Below are 15,963 nucleotides of genomic sequence, written 5' to 3' on the forward strand. Positions count from 1 at the left end.
GTCCGGGGCCGGAGAGTGGGGAGGACCGGTATGCGGCACAGCGGTGACCTGCCTGCCTCCTTCGCCGACGCCACACCCTTCTCCCGGCTCTCGCGCCGGCGCCACATCGATCTGAAGCGCTCCACCAGCTGCCTCTGTCGATCCTGACGAGCCCGGCCCGAGCCGGCTGACGTCCGTCGCCGGTCCGCGCCTCTTCGCGCCACTCCCCTGCCACCGCTCCCGGTGTCGCCTCTCCCTGACCACCTTTCTGTACAGCGCTCCCCTGCGGCCGGTTCGAGCCGGCCGGGGCCGCACGCCCATGCACGGCCGTGCCTCGCACGGCACCCCGTGCCTGGTGATACGAGTAGGAGAAACCCCTCCGTGACCACACTTCCGGATTTCAGACTCTCCCGTTGGGCGCCCCTGACCGCCCTGCTGACCACCGGTGTGCTGCTGACCGCCTGCGGTTCGGGCGGTGACGACGCCGGCAGCGGCAGCAGCAAGCCGAAGTCCGGCGGCACCCTGACCTTCGCGGTGAGTTCCGACGCGGGCTGCGTGGACCCGCAGCAGTCCGGCAGCAACGAGAGCATCTACTCGGTACGCCAGACCGTGGACTCCCTGACCGACCAGGACCCCGAGACCGGCAAGATCGTGCCGTGGCTCGCCAAGAGCTGGGACATCAACGCCGACGCGACGCAGTTCACCTTCCATCTACGCTCGGGCGTCACCTTCAGCGACGGGTCGAAGCTGACCGCGCAGGTCGTCAAGGACAACTTCGACGCGGTGCCGAAGCTCGGTGCGCTGGGCAGCCTGCCGCAGGGCTATCTGAGCAGCGTCGAGAGCACCGACGTGGTGGACCCGCTCACCGTGAAGGTGACCTTCAAGGAGCCCAACGCGCAGTTCTTGCAGGCGACTTCGACCCACTCGCTGGGCATCGAGTCGTCGGCGAGCGTGAAGAAGTCCCCGCAGCAGAAGTGCAGCGAGGGGGCGATCGGGTCCGGGCCGTTCGTGCTGAAGCAGTATGTGCAGAACCAGTCGATCACCCTGGTCAAGCGGGCCGGGTACGACTGGGGTTCCGAGCTGTGGTCCAAGAAGGGCGAGGCCTATCTGGACAAGCTGGTGTTCAAGGTCGTGCCCGAGGCGGGGGTGCGGGCCGGCAGCCTCCAGTCCGGGCAGGTCGACGCGATCAGCAGTGTCGGCAGGGCCAACGAGGCGGCCCTCGGCGGCGGTCAGGTCAGCCTGCTGCGCCGGGCCAACCCCGGGGTGGTGTTCGGCCTGGGCGTCAACAACTCGCGGCCGGTGCTGAAGGACGCCAAGGTGCGTCAGGCGATCCTGGCCGCCGTCGACCGCAAGCAGGTGGCCGACACCGTCTTCCCGACCGGCACCCAGCCGGCGACCAGCGTCCTGGCACACACGACGCCCGACTACACGGACCTCTCCGCCGACCTCGCCTTCGACGCGGCCAAGGCCAAGTCCCTGCTGGACGAGGCCGGTTGGAAGGCGGGCGGTGACGGCATCCGGGCCAAGGACGGCAAGAAGCTCAGCCTGACCATCGCCTGGTTCCCCAACGCCGCCACCAACCAGCCCGCGCTGGAGCTGATCCAGCAGCAGCTGAAGGACGTCGGCGTCGACGTGGTCCTCAAGCAGGGCCAGGTCAGCCAGTTCGCGACCACCCTCCAGGGCGGCGACTTCGACCTGGTGTGGAGCAACGTGACCCGGGCCGACCCCGACATCCTGCGCAGCTCCTTCTCCAGCAAGCTGGCCAACTTCTACCGCCTGCCCGCCAGTTCGCTGGACACGGCGCTGGCCGGACAGGCCGCGACCACGGACGCCGCGGGGCGCCAGCAGCTGGTGACCGAGGCGCAGAAGCTGATCGTGGACAACGCCTACAACATCCCGGTGGTGGAGCTGCAGACGCAGCTCGCCGTGACGAAGAAGGTGCACGGTCTCGCGTTCGACTCGGGCAGCCGGGTCCAGTTGCACGACACCTGGATCGGCTAGTACATGCGCCGGTATGTGATCAAGCGGCTGGCGCAGGCGGTCGGCGTGCTGTGGGCGGCGTACACGGTGTCGTTCCTGGTGCTGGACTTCCTGCCCGGTGACCCGGTCACCGCGATGGCCAGCGCGGGAATGGACTCCGGGCAGGTGGACCCGGCCCAACTCGCCGCGCTGCGGCACGAGTACGGCTTCGACAAGCCGGTGCTCGCGCAGTACGCCGACTATCTGGGGCGGGCGGTGCGCGGGGACTTCGGTGACGCGATCTCCACCGGCCGCCCGGTGGCTTCCACCGTGGCCGACGCGCTGCCGCAGACGCTCCAGCTGACCGGTACCGCGCTGCTTCTCGCGGTGGTGTTCGGCGCGGGGCTCGCGGTGGTGGCGACGTACACCTCGCAGCGGTGGCTGCGGCAGTTCCTGCTGTCGCTGCCCCCGCTCGGGGTGTCGGTGCCGACCTTCTGGGTGGGGCTGCTGCTCGTCGAGACGTTCTCGTTCCGGCTGGAGTGGTTTCCCGCGTTCGGCAACGACGGTTTCCAGGGGCTGGTGCTGCCCGCCGTGACGTTGGCGATCCCGACCGGCGCGCAGGTCGCGCAGGTGCTGGCGAAGAGCCTGCTCACGGCGCTTGACCAGGCGTATGTGGAGACCGCGCGGGCCAAGGGCGCGGGCAGATGGCGGGTGCATCTGCGGCACGCGCTGCGCAACGCGTCGCTGCCCGCGCTGACCGTCGTCGGGCTGCTGGTGGGGCAGTTGGTCGCCGGTTCGGTGGTCGTCGAGACGGTGTTCTCGCGCGACGGCCTGGGCCGGGTGACCGCGGCTGCGGTCACCTCGCAGGACATCCCGCTGGTGCAGGGGGTGGTGGTGTTCGGGGCGCTGATCTTCGTGGCGACGAATCTCCTCGTCGACCTCGTCTATCCGCTCCTGGACCCGCGGATCGTGGTCGCTTCGGACCGGGGGGCGAGCTTCGCATGAGCCAGAGTCTCGCCAAGGACGTCGACGGCGTCGCCGACCCGGCGCAGGCCGCCCTCGGCCCGGCCCGCCCGGTCGACACCGGTTCCGGTTCCCCCGCGGAGCCGGGCCGCCGCCGGACCGACGTACGGGAGGTGCTGCGGTTCCTGCTGCGCCGCCCCGGTCTGCTGCTGTCGGCGGTCGTCGTGGTGCTGGTGGTGCTGGCCTCCTTCTGGCCGGACCTGTTCACCTCGCAGGACCCGCTGAAGGGGGTGCCGTCCGAGAACTTCCGTGATCCCAGCGGCAGTCACTGGTTCGGCACGGACGAACTGGGCCGCGATGTGTTCTCCCGCGTGGTCCACGGCGCCCAGCTCTCCCTCAAGGCGACGATCATCGCGGTCCTGGTCGCGTTCGTGGTCGGCGGTCTGCTCGGGGTGGTCGCCGGTTTCGTGGGCCGCTGGGTGGACGACGTGCTGATGCGGTTCGTCGACGTCCTCCTCTCCATCCCCGCGCTGTTCCTTTCCCTGGCCCTCGTCACCGCGCTCGGGTACGGGACGGTCAAGGTCGCGGTCGCGGTGGGCATCGCGAGCGTCGCCTCCTTCGCCCGGGTGGCGCGCGCCGAGGTACTGCGGGTACGGCAGGCGGTGTTCGTCGAGGCGTCCCGCGCGAGCGGCGCCCACTGGTACTCGGTGCTGGGACGGCATGTGCTGCCCAACGCGGCGGGCCCGGTGATCGTCCTGGCCACGCTGGACTTCGGCGCCTCGATCCTCGCGGTGTCGGCGCTCAGCTTCCTCGGCTACGGCGCTCCGCCACCGGCCCCGGAATGGGGGACGTTGATCTCCGACGGCCGCAACTACCTGGCGAACGCTTGGTGGTTGACCGCGCTGCCCGGTCTGGCCATCGCCGCGACCGTGCTGGCCACCAACCGGATCGCCAGGGCGCTGGACGGCGAGTGGTCCCGGCGATGACGACCCATGGACACGAGAACGGCGGCGACAGTGACGACGGTGGGAACGGCGAGATGACCGACGACGTGACCGCACCCCTGCTGGAGATCCGCGGCCTGTCGGTGTCGTACCGCACCCGGGGCGGGGCCGTGCCGGCCGTGCGGGGCGTGGACCTCGACGTCTGGCCCGGGCAGGTGACCGCCGTGGTCGGCGAGTCCGGCTCCGGCAAGAGCACCACCGCGCACGCCGTGACCCGGCTGCTGGCGGCGAACGGCACGATCGACGCGGGCACGGTCCGCTTCGGCCGGCACGACCTGGCCACCCTCTCCGAGCCGGAGCTGCGCGCGGTGCGCGGCGCCCAGATCGGGCTGGTCCCGCAGGACCCGACGGTCTCGCTCAACCCGGTCAAGCGGATCGGCGAGCAGGTCGCCGAGGTGCTGCGCATCCACGGTCTGGCGACCCGGCGTACGGCGGCTGCCGAGGCGGTCGCGGTGCTGGACCGGGCGGGACTGCCCGACGCGGCCGTCCGGGCCCGGCAGTATCCGCACGAGCTGTCCGGCGGTATGCGGCAACGAGTACTGATCGCCATCGCGATAGCCGCCAAGCCCCGGCTGATCGTCGCCGACGAGCCGACCAGCGCGCTCGACGTCACCGTGCAGCGCGTCATCCTCGACCATCTCCAGCATCTCACCGAGGAGTTGGGCACGGCGATCCTGCTGGTCACCCATGACCTCGGCGTGGCCGCCGACCGCTCCCAGCGACTGGTCGTGATGGAACAGGGCCGGGTCGTCGAGGCGGGCGAGACCCGTGCCGTCCTGGCCGACCCCCAACACGAGTACACGCGCCGCCTGTTGGCCAGCGCCCCGAGCCTGACCACGGCCCGCACCCGCACTCCCGTCTCTGCAGCACCGGCCGAAGAAACGACTCCCCTGGTCGAAGTGCGCAACCTGGTCAAGGAGTTCAGGCTGCCGCGCACCGGCGGCGAGGCCCGCACCCTGCGCGCGGTGGACGACGTCGGCTTCACCCTGCGGCGCGGCCAGACCCTCGCCCTGGTCGGCGAGTCCGGCTCCGGCAAGTCGACCACCGCCCGGCTGGTCCTGCGCCTCACCGAACCGACCGCCGGACAGCTCCTGTTCGACGGCACCGACGTCACGGCAGCCAAGGGCGCCCAGGTCAGACAGCTGCGCCGACGCGCCCAGCTGATCTACCAGAACCCGTACGCGTCCCTCGACCCGCGCTTCTCCATCGCCGAGGTGATCACCGAGCCGCTGCGGGCGTTCAAGGTCGGCGACCGCGCCTCCCGGCTCGCCCGGGCCGGCGAACTGCTGGACCGGGTCGCGCTGCCCGCCGCCACCCTGGAGCGCCGCCCGGCGGAACTCTCGGGCGGCCAGCGGCAGCGTGTGGCCATCGCCCGCGCCCTCGCCCTCTCCCCCGACCTGGTGGTGTGCGACGAGCCGGTCTCCGCGCTCGACGTGTCCGTGCAGGCCCAAGTCCTGGACCTGCTGGCCGAGTTGCAGGCCGACACGGGCGTGGCGTACCTGTTCATCTCGCACGACCTGGCCGTCGTACGGCAGATCGCGCACCAGGTCGCCGTCATGCGGGCCGGACGCGTCGTGGAGACGGGCCCGCCGGAGGAGCTGTTCTCCGCGCCCCGACACGAGTACACCCGCGAGCTGCTCGCGGCGATCTCGGGCGGCCGGTTCGCCGACGCCGCCGCGGCACCGATCACGAGCCGAGGACCGGCATGACCACACCCATCATCACCTCGCTGGCCTTCCTCACCCCGGGCAACTTCGCCGACGACGACCCCTATCCGGGCCTGGAGGAGACGCTCCAGCTCTTCGAGTACGGGGAGCGGCTCGGCTTCGACGGTGCCTGGATCCGCCAGCGCCATCTCGAACACGGGGTCGGCTCGGCGGCGGTGTTCCTCGCCGCGGCGGGCCAGCGCACCGAGCGGATCGAACTGGGCACGGCGGTCATCCCCATCGGCTACGAGAGCCCCTTCCGCCTCGCCGAGGACCTCGCGCTGGCCGACGTACTGTCCCGGGGCCGCCTCCAGATCGGCTTCAGCACCGGCATGCCGCACGCCGACCTGCTGGGCGACCTGGTGTACGACGGCGACTGGCGGGGCTTCGACCTGTCGTACGGCCGGATCACGCGCGTCGTCGAGAACCTGCGCGGCGACTACCTCGGCGGCCCGGACACGGTGATCCAGTCGCCGGGCAACGTACAGCGCCCCCGGCTGCAACCGCACAACCCCGGTCTGGCGCAGCGTATTTGGTACGGCGGCGGCAGTCTGCGCTCGGTCCGCTGGGCCGCCGGGCAGGGTCTCGCACTGCTGTCCGGGAACATCGTCACCGGCGAGGACACCGACGACTTCACGACGGCGCAGCTGAACCTGCTCGCCGAGTACCGGCGCACCCTGGCCGGGGACCGGACGCCAAGGGTCGCCCTGGGCCGGGTGATCGTGCCGCTGGACAGCGCGGACGCGCCGACCCGGGCCCGCTACCGGGCGTACGCGGCGAGCCGTCACGAACGCACCCTGGCGCCGCAGGGCCCGAGGCGCACCCTGTTCGCCCCGGACGTCGTGGGCACCGCCGAACAGATCCTCGAACAGCTGACCGCCGATCCGGTCCTCGCGGAGGTGTCCGAACTGCGCCTGGAGCTGCCGTACGAGTTCCACCGCGAGGAGTACGAGCAGATCCTGCACGACGTACGACAGCTGATCGCGCCGGAACTCGGCTGGCGTTCCCCGGTGGTTCAGGAGGCGGCCCGATGAGCGCACGACGCGAACCGGCGGTCCGGCTGGAGGTCCACACCCGCGAGCCGTTCGCCGACGGCCACCGCTTCGCGGACGGCGGGGCGTACGAGGTGCTGACCGCGACCGCGCACTACGCCACCGATCCGGAGGCGCCCGCCCAACACACCGTCCCGGACATCGAGTTGGCGCCGCGCGACGGTGCGGGCCTGGTCCGGTTCAGCGGTGACGTGGAGATCCTGCGGCCGGTGGACGGCGGGCGCCGTCGACTGTTCTTCGACTGGGGCAACCGCGGCAACAAGCGTGCCGTGCAGTACTTCTGCGACGCCCCGCACACCAACCGCCCGCGCACACTGGCCGATTCGGGCAACGGCTTCCTGCTCCGCCGTGGCTACACGGTCGTCTTCGGCGCCTGGCAGGGCGACCTGCTGCCGGGCGACGGACGGCTCCTGCTCGACCTGCCGGTCGCGCGACGGGCCGACGGCGAGCCCGTACGGGGCCTGACGACGGCCGAGTTCATCGTGGAGGAGCCCACCGCCTCGCTCCCGCTGTCCCGTTGGTCGAGCACACGGTCCAACCCGGTCAGCGAGCGGGGCGTGCGCGAGGCCCGCCTGACCCGGCGCCGCTACGCGCACAGCGCACCGGAGGAACTCCCCACCGGAGCTTGGCGGTTCGCCCGAGTACAGGGCGGCGCGGGCGACCTCAAGAGCCGCTCCACGGCACTGGTCCCGAGCCGCCAGGACGTGCATCTGGACGGCGGCTTCCACCCCGGCTGGATCTACGAACTCACCTACGAGGCCGAGGAACCGCTCGTCCTGGGACTGGGCCTGGTGGCGGTCCGCGACCTCGTCAGCCATCTCCGCCACGACCCCGCACAGCCCGCCGGACCCCTCGACCACGCCTACGGCTGGGGGCGTTCGCAGACGGGCCGGGCGATCCGTGACTTCATCCACCGGGGCTTCAACGAGGACCTCGAAGGCCGCCGCGTCTTCGACGGCCTCCTCCCGCACGTCTCCGGCGCCGGCCGCCTCGGCCTCGAACGGTTCACCAACCTGACGGTCCCGGGCGGCCAGCAGTACGAGGACCACCTCGCCGCCGCCGACGCCTTCCCCTTCGCGTACGCCGAGTCAGTGGACCATCTCACCGGCGCACGGGACGCGATCATGAAGCGGCCGACCGACCCGAAGGTGCTGCACACCCAGACGGGGACCGAGTACTGGCAGCGCCGGGGCTCGCTGACGCACACCACGACGGACGGCCGCGACCTCGGCTTCCCGCCGAACGTACGGGGCTATCTGTGGTCGTCGAGCCAGCACGTGGCCGATCCGGCGGCGGGCGCCCCGGCGAAGGGGATCTGCAACCACCCGGAGAACGTGGTCGCCACCTCCGCCCTCTTCCGGGCCGTCCTGGAGGCCCTCGACGCCTGGGTGAGCGAGAGCGTCGAACCGCCGCCGAGCGCGGTGCCCACGGTCGCCGACGGCACGTTGGTGACGGCGGAGGAGTGGTCGGCCCGGTTCCCGGCGGTGCCGTCCGCGCTGCGGCCCGCCGGGCCCAACGAGCTGTACGCGGTGGACCGTTCGCCGGTGCCGCCGGTCGCGGACCTGTCGACCCGCTACACGGTGCTGGTCCCGGCGGTCGACGCCGACGGCAACGACACGGCGGGCGTCCACGCGCCCATGGTGGCGGTCCCGCTCGCCACCTACACCGGCTGGAACACCCGCGCGCCCGGTCAAGGGCACGGCGCGCTGCACGAGTTCAGCGGCTCCACGTTCCCCTTCGCGGCGACGGAGGACGAGCGCCTGATCACCGGCGACCCCCGCCCGAGCGTCCAGAAGCGGTACCGGGACGCGGCCGAGTACACCGCCGCGATCAGGGCCGCCGCCGAGGACCTCGTGGCACGTCGGCTCCTGCTCGCGGAGGACGTGGAGCGGGCGGTGTCATCGGCGACGGACTGGTCGTCACCGCGCCACCGCTACGAACTCCCCTGACCCGCCCGCGACTTGCCCGTGGCGGACTCGTCAGCCCGTCCCGGGCTCGGCCCCGGTGTCCCGGCGCGCCTTCTGCCGGATGCGGGTGTCCCGGTCGTGCTCGTGGTGCTCCGGCATGAGCAGTCGTCGAAGGTGTCGTCGACCGTACGGGTCCGCCAGGGCGCCCTCGTCCTGGTCGTCTTTTCACGGAGCCGCAATGTTCCGCACGCCGTCTTCGACGCATGCTGGAGCCGGGCCGTGCTGAAGGTGCTCCGCACCGCCCTCGGCCCCGTGCCAGTCGTCACCGCAGAGAACCGAGGTCCGTCATGTCCGTGACCGATGAACTGCTCGCCAACAACGCCCGCTACGCCGAGTCCTTCGCCGGCCCGCTCCCGCTGCCGCCCTCCCGGCAACTCGCCGTCGTGGCCTGCATGGACGCCCGGCTGAACGTCTACGAGATCCTCGGTCTGAACGACGGCGAGGCCCACGTCATCCGCAACGCGGGCGGGGTGATCACCCAGGACGAGATCCGTTCGCTGGCCATCAGCCAACGGCTGCTCGGCACCGAGGAGATCATCCTCATCCACCACACCGACTGCGGCATGCTGACCTTCACGGACGACGGGTTCAAGGACTCCGTACAGAAGGACACCGGCATCCGTCCGCCATGGGCGGCCGAGGCGTTCGCCGATCTGGACACGGACGTACGGCAGTCGATCGCGCGCATCAAGGCGGACCCGTTCGTCGTACACAAGGACAGTGTCCGCGGTTTCGTCTTCGACGTGGCCACCGGACGGCTCATCGAAGTGGAGTGAGACCGCCCTTGACACTCGCGGGGGCGGGCGACGTACGTTGAGGTCGCTGATCTCTCACGGGTGGAGGCCCTTTCATGCACGTATCCGGCGCGACGCCCCAGGGTGTGCGCGCCGGTGCGCGACTGGTCACCCGGCGGCATGTCGACTACTGCCGTACGTCCTCTGCCGTCTGTCCTTCCTCACACGCCTGAACCCTGCCGACCCGGGCCCGTCCCATCGACGCTCCCGTCGGCCGTCTCGTCGTGGCCCCATCGCGGCCCATTCACGGCCCGCTCGCGGCCTCGAGTTCTCGTGTTCCTCGGAAGGAAGACCCATGTCCGGCCCCGCCCTGCACCTGGCCGTGGAGATCGACGGCGACGGTGCCCACCCCGCGGCCTGGCGCCGCGCCGCCCACTCGCCCGACCAGTTGCTCACCCCGCGCCGACTGGCCCGGATCGCCGCCGTCGCGGAGAACGCCGGGTTCACCCTGATCACCCTGGACGACGGCGTACTGCCGCCCGGCGCCGGGCCCGATCCCGTGGGCCGGATCGGCGCAGTGGAGCGCGCCGCCTTCGTCGCGGCAGCCACGAGCACCGTCGGCATCGCGCCCGTCGTGCCGGTGACGTACGCCGAACCCTTCCACGTCTCCAGCCAGTTGGCGTCCCTGGACCACATCTCGGGCGGCCGGGCGGGATGGGTGGTGACGGAGGAGGAACTGCCCGAGGCGGCCCGCGCCTGGGGGCGCCCGCTCGTCGCCGACGCCGACGCGCGGGCCCGGGAGTCGCGGGACGGGGTGGAGGTGGCGCGGGCGCTGTGGGACTCGTGGGAGGACGACGCGGTGATCCGGTCCGTGGCCACGAGCCGCTATCTCGACCGGGACCGGCTCCATTACGTCGACTTCAGCGGGGAGGCGTACTCGGTGAAGGGCCCGGCGATCGTGCCGCGCCCGCCCCAGGGGCAGCTTGTCGTGCTGGGCGATCCGGGCCGGGTGCCCGCCGCACAACTCGACGTCGCCCTCGTGGCAGGCCGTGACGTCGCGGCAATCGCCACGGCCGCGGCTGCCGCGGGCACGCCCCGGGTCTTCGCGGAGGTCGAGGTGGCGCTGGACACGACGGAGGCGACCGGCGCCGAGCGCGTAGCCGACCTGGAACGGCACACGGAGTGGACCGACCGAGGCAGACTGCGACACATCGGCACAGCCGACCAACTGGTCGCCGTACTGGCCGAGTTGAGCCACCACGTCGACGGCGTACGGCTACACCCGCTGGTGCTGGACGAGGACCTGCCCGTCCTCTCCTCCCTCGTCCTGCCGGCCCTGTCCGCGCGACGCCTGGTCGCCCGCCCGCTGCCGGGTACGTCCCTGCGCTCGACCCTGGGGCTGGAACGCCCCGCCAACCGCTTCGCACCCGTCGCGGCCGTTCAGGAGGATGCCCGATGACCCGCACCGACCCCCTCGACGTGCCGCGCCCGCACGCCCAGTTGCACTTCGGGGTGTTCTTCCAGGGCGTCAACCACTGGACCATCTGGTCCGCACCCGACAGCGGCTCCCAGATCGACCCCGCGTCCTTCCGCCGGGTCGCCCAGACCGCCGAACGGGGCCTGTTCGACGCGTTCTTCCTCGGCGAGGGGCTGCGGCTGCGCGAGGTCGACGGCCGCATCCACGACCTGGACGTGGCCGGCCGCCCCGACGCGATCACCCAACTGGCCGCGCTGGCGGCGGTCACCCGGCGGATCGGCCTGGTCTCCACCTCCAACTCCACGTTCAACGAGCCCGCCGACCTGGCCCGCCGCCTGTCCGGCCTCGACCTGCTCTCCGAGGGACGGGCGGGCTGGAACGTGGTGACCACGGACAACGCCTGGACCGGCGCCAACTTCCGCCGGGGCGGCTACCTCGACCACGCCGACCGCTACCGGCGTGCCGAGGAGTTCCTGACCGTGGCCCGCGCCCTGTGGGACGGCTGGCAGGAGGGAGCCGTCGCCGACTCCACCGACGCGGCAAGTTGGTCCGCACCCGATGCCGTACGCCAAGTGCGCCACCGGGGACCGCAGTTCGACGTCGACCTGACCCCGACATTGCCGCGCAGCGCGCAGGGCCACCCGGTGATCTTCCAGGCCGGTGACTCCGCCGAGGGACGCGACTTCGCGGCCCGCAACGCCGACGTCATCTTCTCCGCGCACGGCAACGACTTCGACGACGCCCTCGCGTTCGCCGAGGACATCCGCACCCGGTTGCGGGCGGTCGGCCGACCCGACGACGACCTGCGGATCCTGCCCGGCACCGAGATCATCATCGGCGCCACGGAGGAGGAGGCCCAGGAGAAGAAGCGCTGGATCCGCCTCCAACAGGTCACGCCCGCAACGGCCTTGGGGATCGCCGGACTCCTGTGGGGCATCGACCTGTCCGACCACGACGCGGACGGCCCACTCCCCAAGGAGGACCCGGTCGTCGCGGAGAACGACGGTTCCTTCGGCGCCCGGCGCATCGCCGACCCGCGCGAGGTGGTGGCGGAGTGGCGGGCGAAGGCGGAGACACACGGCTGGTCGTTGCGCGAGACGGTCATCGCCCTCGGCCCCCAGCGCGGCCACGTCGGCACTCCGTCCGGCCTGGCCGACAAGTTCGCCCACTTCGTACGCCACGGCGCGGTGGACGGCTTCAACGTCACGCCGTACCTCATCCCGGACGGCCTCGACGACATAGTCGACCTGCTGATCCCGGAACTCCAGGAACGCGGCCTCTACCCCACGGAGTACACGGGCACGACCCTGCGCGACCACTTGGGTCTGCGGGAGCCCCTCACGCATCGGTCGGCACCGGAGCGCCGACGGGCGGGCTGAGAAGGACGTCCAGGGCGGAAACGCGAGGGGCCTCCGCGGGCTTGCACCCGAGAAGGCCCCTCGCATCACACCGTCGGGACGACAGGATTTGAACCTGCGACCCCTTGACCCCCAGTCAAGTGCGCTACCAAGCTGCGCCACGTCCCGATGCGTCGACCCACGGCAACCCCGCGTGATCGCACAGACAAACCCTACCGCACACCCGCCCCTACCTCCGAGCGGTCACGGAACGGTCACCGAGGCATCAAGGGGCCCTTACCGGCCCATCCGCAGCACTACCGTCGTCCCACCCGAAACACAGACCAGGGGGACGACCATGAGCAACCCGTACAACACCTCCGGCGGACCGGGCCCGAGATGGGCCCGTAAGAGGTTCGTGCTGCCCGCGCTCGGGCTGGCGCTCTTCATAGGCGTCGGCATCGGTGCCGCCGATGACGGCAAGGAGGCGGTGGCCGCCGATCCGCGGCCCACGGCGACCGTCACGGCCACCGCGACCTCCACGGTCACCGTCACCGAGACGGCCGCACCCGAACCCGCGCCCACGGTCACGGTGTTGGCGACCCGGACCGTCACGGCCGAACCCGCGGCCGACACCGACACGGGCTCCGACTCCGGGACCGGGACCGGGGTCGACGACGGCTCCGGATCCGGTTCCGGGGACGACAGCGTGTACTACCAGAACTGCACCGCCGCCCGCGCCGCCGGTGCCGCCCCCGTCCGGGTCGGTGATCCCGGTTACGGCCGGCATCTCGACCGGGACGGTGACGGCGTGGGCTGCGAGTAGGTCGAGCAAGTCCCGTACGGACGTCAGGCGTTCGGGTCGAACGTGATGCCCGCAGGCATGGCCGCCGCCAAGTGGGAGTTGAAACTGCCGTCCTTGAGGCCGAAGTTGGCGCTGCCCCAGTTGGCGTTGGTCAGGATGTCCCGGATGCCTGACGGATAGCCGTTCCAGCCGACCAGCGGCGGGTACTGCCAGGTGCCCTTGTGGTTCTCCGGCGGCTCGTCGTTGGTGCCCGCGAGGCGGAAGCAGTGGGTACTGATGCCGTCCTTGTGGTAGACGATCTTCGGGTGCGTACCGTCCCAACGGACCTGCGACCGGGGGTAGATGCTGAAGCTGCCGTGGTTGGACGTGGAGACGTACTGCGCCACGTTGTTCTGCACCCACACCACCACGTGCTCCCAGTCGTGCCGGTGGCCGCCGAGGCTGCTGCCCGCGAGGGCCTGGTCCTTCTCGAAGTAGAGGCCGTAGATGATCGCGCACCAGCCGTTGTTGCACTTGTAGCGGGAGTAGCCGTTGGTGTTGTCGAGGTCGGAGGCGTCGCGGCAGGAGCCGTTGAGGGCGCCGGTCGGGTTGAGGCCGCCGTTGAGGGTGCCCGTGGGGCCGATCGCGGGGGTGGAGTAGCAGCCGTCCGTGTCGTAGTCGTAGGCCGGTTGGTACGTCTGCTCGGTGCCGTCCGCGTTGGCCGGGAGGGCACCGGGCGGGGCGGCGAGGGCGGTGCCGGGAAAGGCGACGAGCAGCGCGAGTGCGCTGCCGAGGACGAGCGAGGCTCTGCGGATGCGCACACGTCTCTTCACCTGGGGGCCTCCTGATCGACGACGTGCGGGAGAACGGGCTCGGCCAGATTGGCATGCCCGCATCACGGACGGGTCACTCGGAAGGAAAGGTTCAGGGGTTCCCGGCGGACGTTTCGGCTACTCCGGCGGCGTGGGCGTGTCGTGGGTCCGGTACATCGCCTGTACGTCCAGCTCCAGTTGGACGGTCGGACCGACCACCGCGATGCCACGGGCCAGCATGGAACGCCAGTTGAGGGTGTAGTCCTCCCGGTGCAGCTCCGCCCGCGCGTGGGCCGCGCAGCGCAACTCCTCGCCGTAGCCGCCGTTGACCGAGCCCAGATAGGTCGTGTCCAGCGATATCGAGCGGCTCACCCCGTGCATCGAGAGCGAGCCCTGCACCACCCACTTCGCACCGGCCCGGTAGGCGAAACGCGAGCTGATGAAGTCGATGTACGGGTACCGCTTGACGTCCAGGAAGTCCGCCGACCGCAGATGGTCGTCCCGGGTGCGGTTGCCGGTGGTGATGCTCGCCGCGTGGATACGGACCTGCACCCGGGAGTCGGTCATCGACTGCGCCACCTGGATCCCGCCCTCGAACCGCTCGAAGCGGCCGTGCACATGGCCCATGCCGACGTGCTTGGCGATGAACCGGATCGCCGTGTGCGGCGGGTCGAAGAGCCAGGTCCCGGGCACCGGGAGGTCCAGCGGCCGGGCCGGCTCCAGCTGGACCTGCTGCGTCGGGAGCATCACCCCGTCGAGGAGATCGACCGTCTCGCGGTGCGGCGTCAGCCCCTCGGCGAAGACCATCAGGCTGTAGCTGCCCGCCGGAAGAACGGCGAGGAAGTAGCCGTACGGGTCCGTCGTACCGCGTGCCACCACCTGGTGGGCGTCGGACCTGCTCACGGTCACCTCCGCGCCGCCCATCGGCTGGCCCAGCGGATCGAGCACCTCGCAGCCGAGGGAACCCGCGCCGGGCGGCAGGGCGAGGGAGAGGCCCGCGCGATCGGAGACGCCGCCCGACCGCAGGCGCCTGAACAGTGCGAGGGCCATGGGAACACCTTTCTGTTGCTGTGCTGGTTGACCGGGATGAGGTGGATGAGGCGGGAGAGGTCCCGGTTGCCTCAGTCCGTGCCCGGTGCCACGCCCCGGTATGCCGCCCGCAGCACCCCGAGTACGCCCTCGGGCGTGACTTCGCGCGGATTCGGGTACGGCTGGGCGGTGGCCAGGTCCGCCGCCACCGTCAAGTCGGCTTCGTTGAGCCCGAGTTCGGCGAGGGAGCGCGGGGCGCCGAGGCGTCCGGCCAGCTCCCACAGGGCGGTTGGGGCGTCCTCGGCGGCGCCCAGTGCACGGGCGACGGCGTCGGCCGCGGCCGGTGCGGCGGGCGCGTTGTGGGCCAGGGCGTGGGGCAGGACGACGGTGTGGGTCTCGGCGTGCGGCAGGCCGAAGGTGCCGCCGAGGACATGGCACAGCTTGTGGTGCAGGCCCATGGTGGTCGCGCCGAGGCAGGAGCCGCACAGCCACGCCGCGTACAGGGCCCGGCCGCGCGCGTCGAGGGACCCGGGATCGGCGGCCACGTCCGGCAGGGCCTCGGCCATCGCCCGCACGCCCTCCCCCGCCATCAGGGAGACGATCGGCGAGGCGTCGGGCGCGTACAGGGCCTCCACCGCGTGCGCGATCGCGTTGATCCCGCTGGTGACGGAGAGCGGGACCGGGAGGGAGAGGGTCAGTTCGGGGTCGTAGACCACGCTGCGCGGCAGGACGGTCCGGTCGCGGCCGGTGCGTTTCGCGCCGTGTTCGGTCAGGCCCCAGACGGGGGTCATCTCGGAGCCCGCGTAGGTGGAGGGCACGGCGATCAGCGGCAGCCCGGTGCGCAGGGCGATGGCCTTCCCGAGCCCGATCGCGGAGCCGCCGCCGACGGCCACGCACCCGTCGGCGCCCACCGCGAGCGCCATCTCGACGGCCCGGTCGGCGACTTCGACGGGTACGTGCATCCGCGCCTCGTCGTGCAGTCCGGCCAGGGCTGGTCCGAGCGAGTCGGCGACGGCCTGTGCGGTGTCCTTGCCGCGTGCGCCGCAGACCACCAACACCCGCCGCAGTCCGAGCCGTTCGGCCTCCCCGGCGGTCGCGGTCACGGCGGCCCCGGCCCGCAGGACGACCCGCATCGGCTGGGCCTCGTACACGAAGTCCGT

The 15,963-nt window shown here is 71.6% G+C and carries 15 protein-coding genes and 1 tRNA gene; 12 read left to right on the forward strand and 4 right to left on the reverse strand.

Annotated elements, in window-relative coordinates:
* Positions 1-30 precede the first annotated feature (30 nt).
* The 11 genes from CW359_RS47310 (at position 31) to CW359_RS11710 (ending at position 12,220) form a co-directional block, all read left to right on the forward strand.
* Entirely contained in the window at positions 31-147 is a 117-nt protein-coding gene (locus tag CW359_RS47310) for a putative leader peptide (protein ID WP_332874970.1), read from the forward strand.
* 213 nt (positions 148-360) lie between these two features.
* On the forward strand, positions 361-1,980 hold the full coding sequence (locus CW359_RS11670) for an ABC transporter substrate-binding protein (protein ID WP_105969794.1): 1,620 nt from the start codon (positions 361-363) through the stop codon (positions 1,978-1,980).
* A 3-nt stretch (positions 1,981-1,983) separates the two neighbouring features.
* Positions 1,984-2,943 (forward strand): ABC transporter permease, encoded by a 960-nt coding sequence (locus tag CW359_RS11675; protein WP_105969795.1) that lies wholly within the window; start codon positions 1,984-1,986, stop codon positions 2,941-2,943.
* The gene (locus tag CW359_RS11680; protein WP_105969796.1) at positions 2,940-3,887 is read left to right on the forward strand and encodes an ABC transporter permease; all 948 of its coding nucleotides are present in this window, start codon (positions 2,940-2,942) and stop codon (positions 3,885-3,887) included. The genes CW359_RS11675 and CW359_RS11680 overlap by 4 nt, the downstream gene beginning before the upstream one ends.
* A 53-nt stretch (positions 3,888-3,940) precedes the next feature.
* Positions 3,941-5,614 (forward strand): dipeptide ABC transporter ATP-binding protein, encoded by a 1,674-nt coding sequence (locus tag CW359_RS11685; protein ID WP_105969931.1) that lies wholly within the window; start codon positions 3,941-3,943, stop codon positions 5,612-5,614.
* Complete coding sequence (locus tag CW359_RS11690) at positions 5,611-6,645, forward strand: LLM class flavin-dependent oxidoreductase (protein ID WP_105969797.1); 1,035 nt, start codon at positions 5,611-5,613, stop codon at positions 6,643-6,645. Before CW359_RS11685 ends, CW359_RS11690 begins: the two co-directional genes overlap by 4 nt.
* Positions 6,642-8,612 (forward strand): alpha/beta hydrolase domain-containing protein, encoded by a 1,971-nt coding sequence (locus CW359_RS11695; protein WP_105969798.1) that lies wholly within the window; start codon positions 6,642-6,644, stop codon positions 8,610-8,612. The genes CW359_RS11690 and CW359_RS11695 overlap by 4 nt, the downstream gene beginning before the upstream one ends.
* A 96-nt stretch (positions 8,613-8,708) precedes the next feature.
* Positions 8,709-8,927, forward strand: a complete 219-nt coding sequence (locus tag CW359_RS45195) for a hypothetical protein (protein ID WP_157968523.1) — start codon at positions 8,709-8,711, stop codon at positions 8,925-8,927.
* A complete protein-coding gene (locus tag CW359_RS11700) occupies positions 8,918-9,406 on the forward strand; it encodes a beta-class carbonic anhydrase (RefSeq protein WP_105969799.1) in 489 nt (162 codons plus the stop codon). Before CW359_RS45195 ends, CW359_RS11700 begins: the two co-directional genes overlap by 10 nt.
* 313 nt (positions 9,407-9,719) lie before the next feature.
* A complete protein-coding gene (locus tag CW359_RS11705) occupies positions 9,720-10,823 on the forward strand; it encodes an LLM class flavin-dependent oxidoreductase (protein WP_105969800.1) in 1,104 nt (367 codons plus the stop codon).
* Positions 10,820-12,220, forward strand: coding sequence for an NtaA/DmoA family FMN-dependent monooxygenase (locus tag CW359_RS11710; RefSeq protein ID WP_105969801.1), 1,401 nt, complete (start codon positions 10,820-10,822; stop codon positions 12,218-12,220). The genes CW359_RS11705 and CW359_RS11710 overlap by 4 nt, the downstream gene beginning before the upstream one ends.
* A 73-nt stretch (positions 12,221-12,293) precedes the next feature.
* On the opposite strand, the gene CW359_RS11715 is transcribed toward CW359_RS11710, so the two are convergent.
* Positions 12,294-12,367: transfer RNA gene (locus CW359_RS11715), tRNA-Pro, on the reverse strand.
* A 169-nt stretch (positions 12,368-12,536) separates the two neighbouring features.
* Between CW359_RS11715 and CW359_RS11720 the strand changes: the two genes are divergently transcribed.
* A complete protein-coding gene (locus CW359_RS11720; protein WP_105969802.1) occupies positions 12,537-13,004 on the forward strand; it encodes an excalibur calcium-binding domain-containing protein in 468 nt (155 codons plus the stop codon).
* Positions 13,005-13,027: 23 nt separating this feature from the next.
* On the opposite strand, the gene CW359_RS11725 is transcribed toward CW359_RS11720, so the two are convergent.
* The 3 genes from CW359_RS11725 to CW359_RS11735 all read right to left on the reverse strand — a co-directional run bounded on the left by CW359_RS11725 (position 13,028) and on the right by CW359_RS11735 (position 15,936).
* A complete protein-coding gene (locus tag CW359_RS11725) occupies positions 13,028-13,795 on the reverse strand; it encodes an NPP1 family protein (protein WP_232838353.1) in 768 nt (255 codons plus the stop codon).
* A gap of 117 nt (positions 13,796-13,912) precedes the next feature.
* Complete coding sequence (locus CW359_RS11730) at positions 13,913-14,824, reverse strand: YceI family protein (protein WP_105969803.1); 912 nt, start codon at positions 14,822-14,824, stop codon at positions 13,913-13,915.
* 71 nt (positions 14,825-14,895) lie between these two features.
* The gene (locus CW359_RS11735; protein WP_105969933.1) at positions 14,896-15,936 is read right to left on the reverse strand and encodes a maleylacetate reductase; all 1,041 of its coding nucleotides are present in this window, start codon (positions 15,934-15,936) and stop codon (positions 14,896-14,898) included.
* Positions 15,937-15,963 lie beyond the last annotated feature (27 nt).

Source organism: Streptomyces geranii (genome assembly GCF_002954775.1).
Lineage (GTDB): Bacteria > Actinomycetota > Actinomycetes > Streptomycetales > Streptomycetaceae > Streptomyces > Streptomyces geranii.

Bases quoted from the DNA above. Each gene is read 5' to 3' on its own strand.
- CW359_RS47310 (WP_332874970.1), top strand. From the start codon at position 31: ATGCGGCACAGCGGTGACCTGCCTGCCTCCTTCGCCGACGCCACACCC.
- CW359_RS11675 (WP_105969795.1), top strand. From the start codon at position 1,984: ATGCGCCGGTATGTGATCAAGCGGCTGGCGCAGGCGGTCGGCGTGCTG.
- CW359_RS11680 (WP_105969796.1), top strand. From the start codon at position 2,940: ATGAGCCAGAGTCTCGCCAAGGACGTCGACGGCGTCGCCGACCCGGCG.
- CW359_RS11685 (WP_105969931.1), top strand. From the start codon at position 3,941: ATGACCGACGACGTGACCGCACCCCTGCTGGAGATCCGCGGCCTGTCG.
- CW359_RS11690 (WP_105969797.1), top strand. From the start codon at position 5,611: ATGACCACACCCATCATCACCTCGCTGGCCTTCCTCACCCCGGGCAAC.
- CW359_RS11695 (WP_105969798.1), top strand. From the start codon at position 6,642: ATGAGCGCACGACGCGAACCGGCGGTCCGGCTGGAGGTCCACACCCGC.
- CW359_RS11700 (WP_105969799.1), top strand. From the start codon at position 8,918: ATGTCCGTGACCGATGAACTGCTCGCCAACAACGCCCGCTACGCCGAG.
- CW359_RS11705 (WP_105969800.1), top strand. From the start codon at position 9,720: ATGTCCGGCCCCGCCCTGCACCTGGCCGTGGAGATCGACGGCGACGGT.
- CW359_RS11710 (WP_105969801.1), top strand. From the start codon at position 10,820: ATGACCCGCACCGACCCCCTCGACGTGCCGCGCCCGCACGCCCAGTTG.
- CW359_RS11720 (WP_105969802.1), top strand. From the start codon at position 12,537: ATGAGCAACCCGTACAACACCTCCGGCGGACCGGGCCCGAGATGGGCC.
- CW359_RS11730 (WP_105969803.1), bottom strand. From the start codon at position 14,824: ATGGCCCTCGCACTGTTCAGGCGCCTGCGGTCGGGCGGCGTCTCCGAT.
- CW359_RS11735 (WP_105969933.1), bottom strand. From the start codon at position 15,936: ATGCGGGTCGTCCTGCGGGCCGGGGCCGCCGTGACCGCGACCGCCGGG.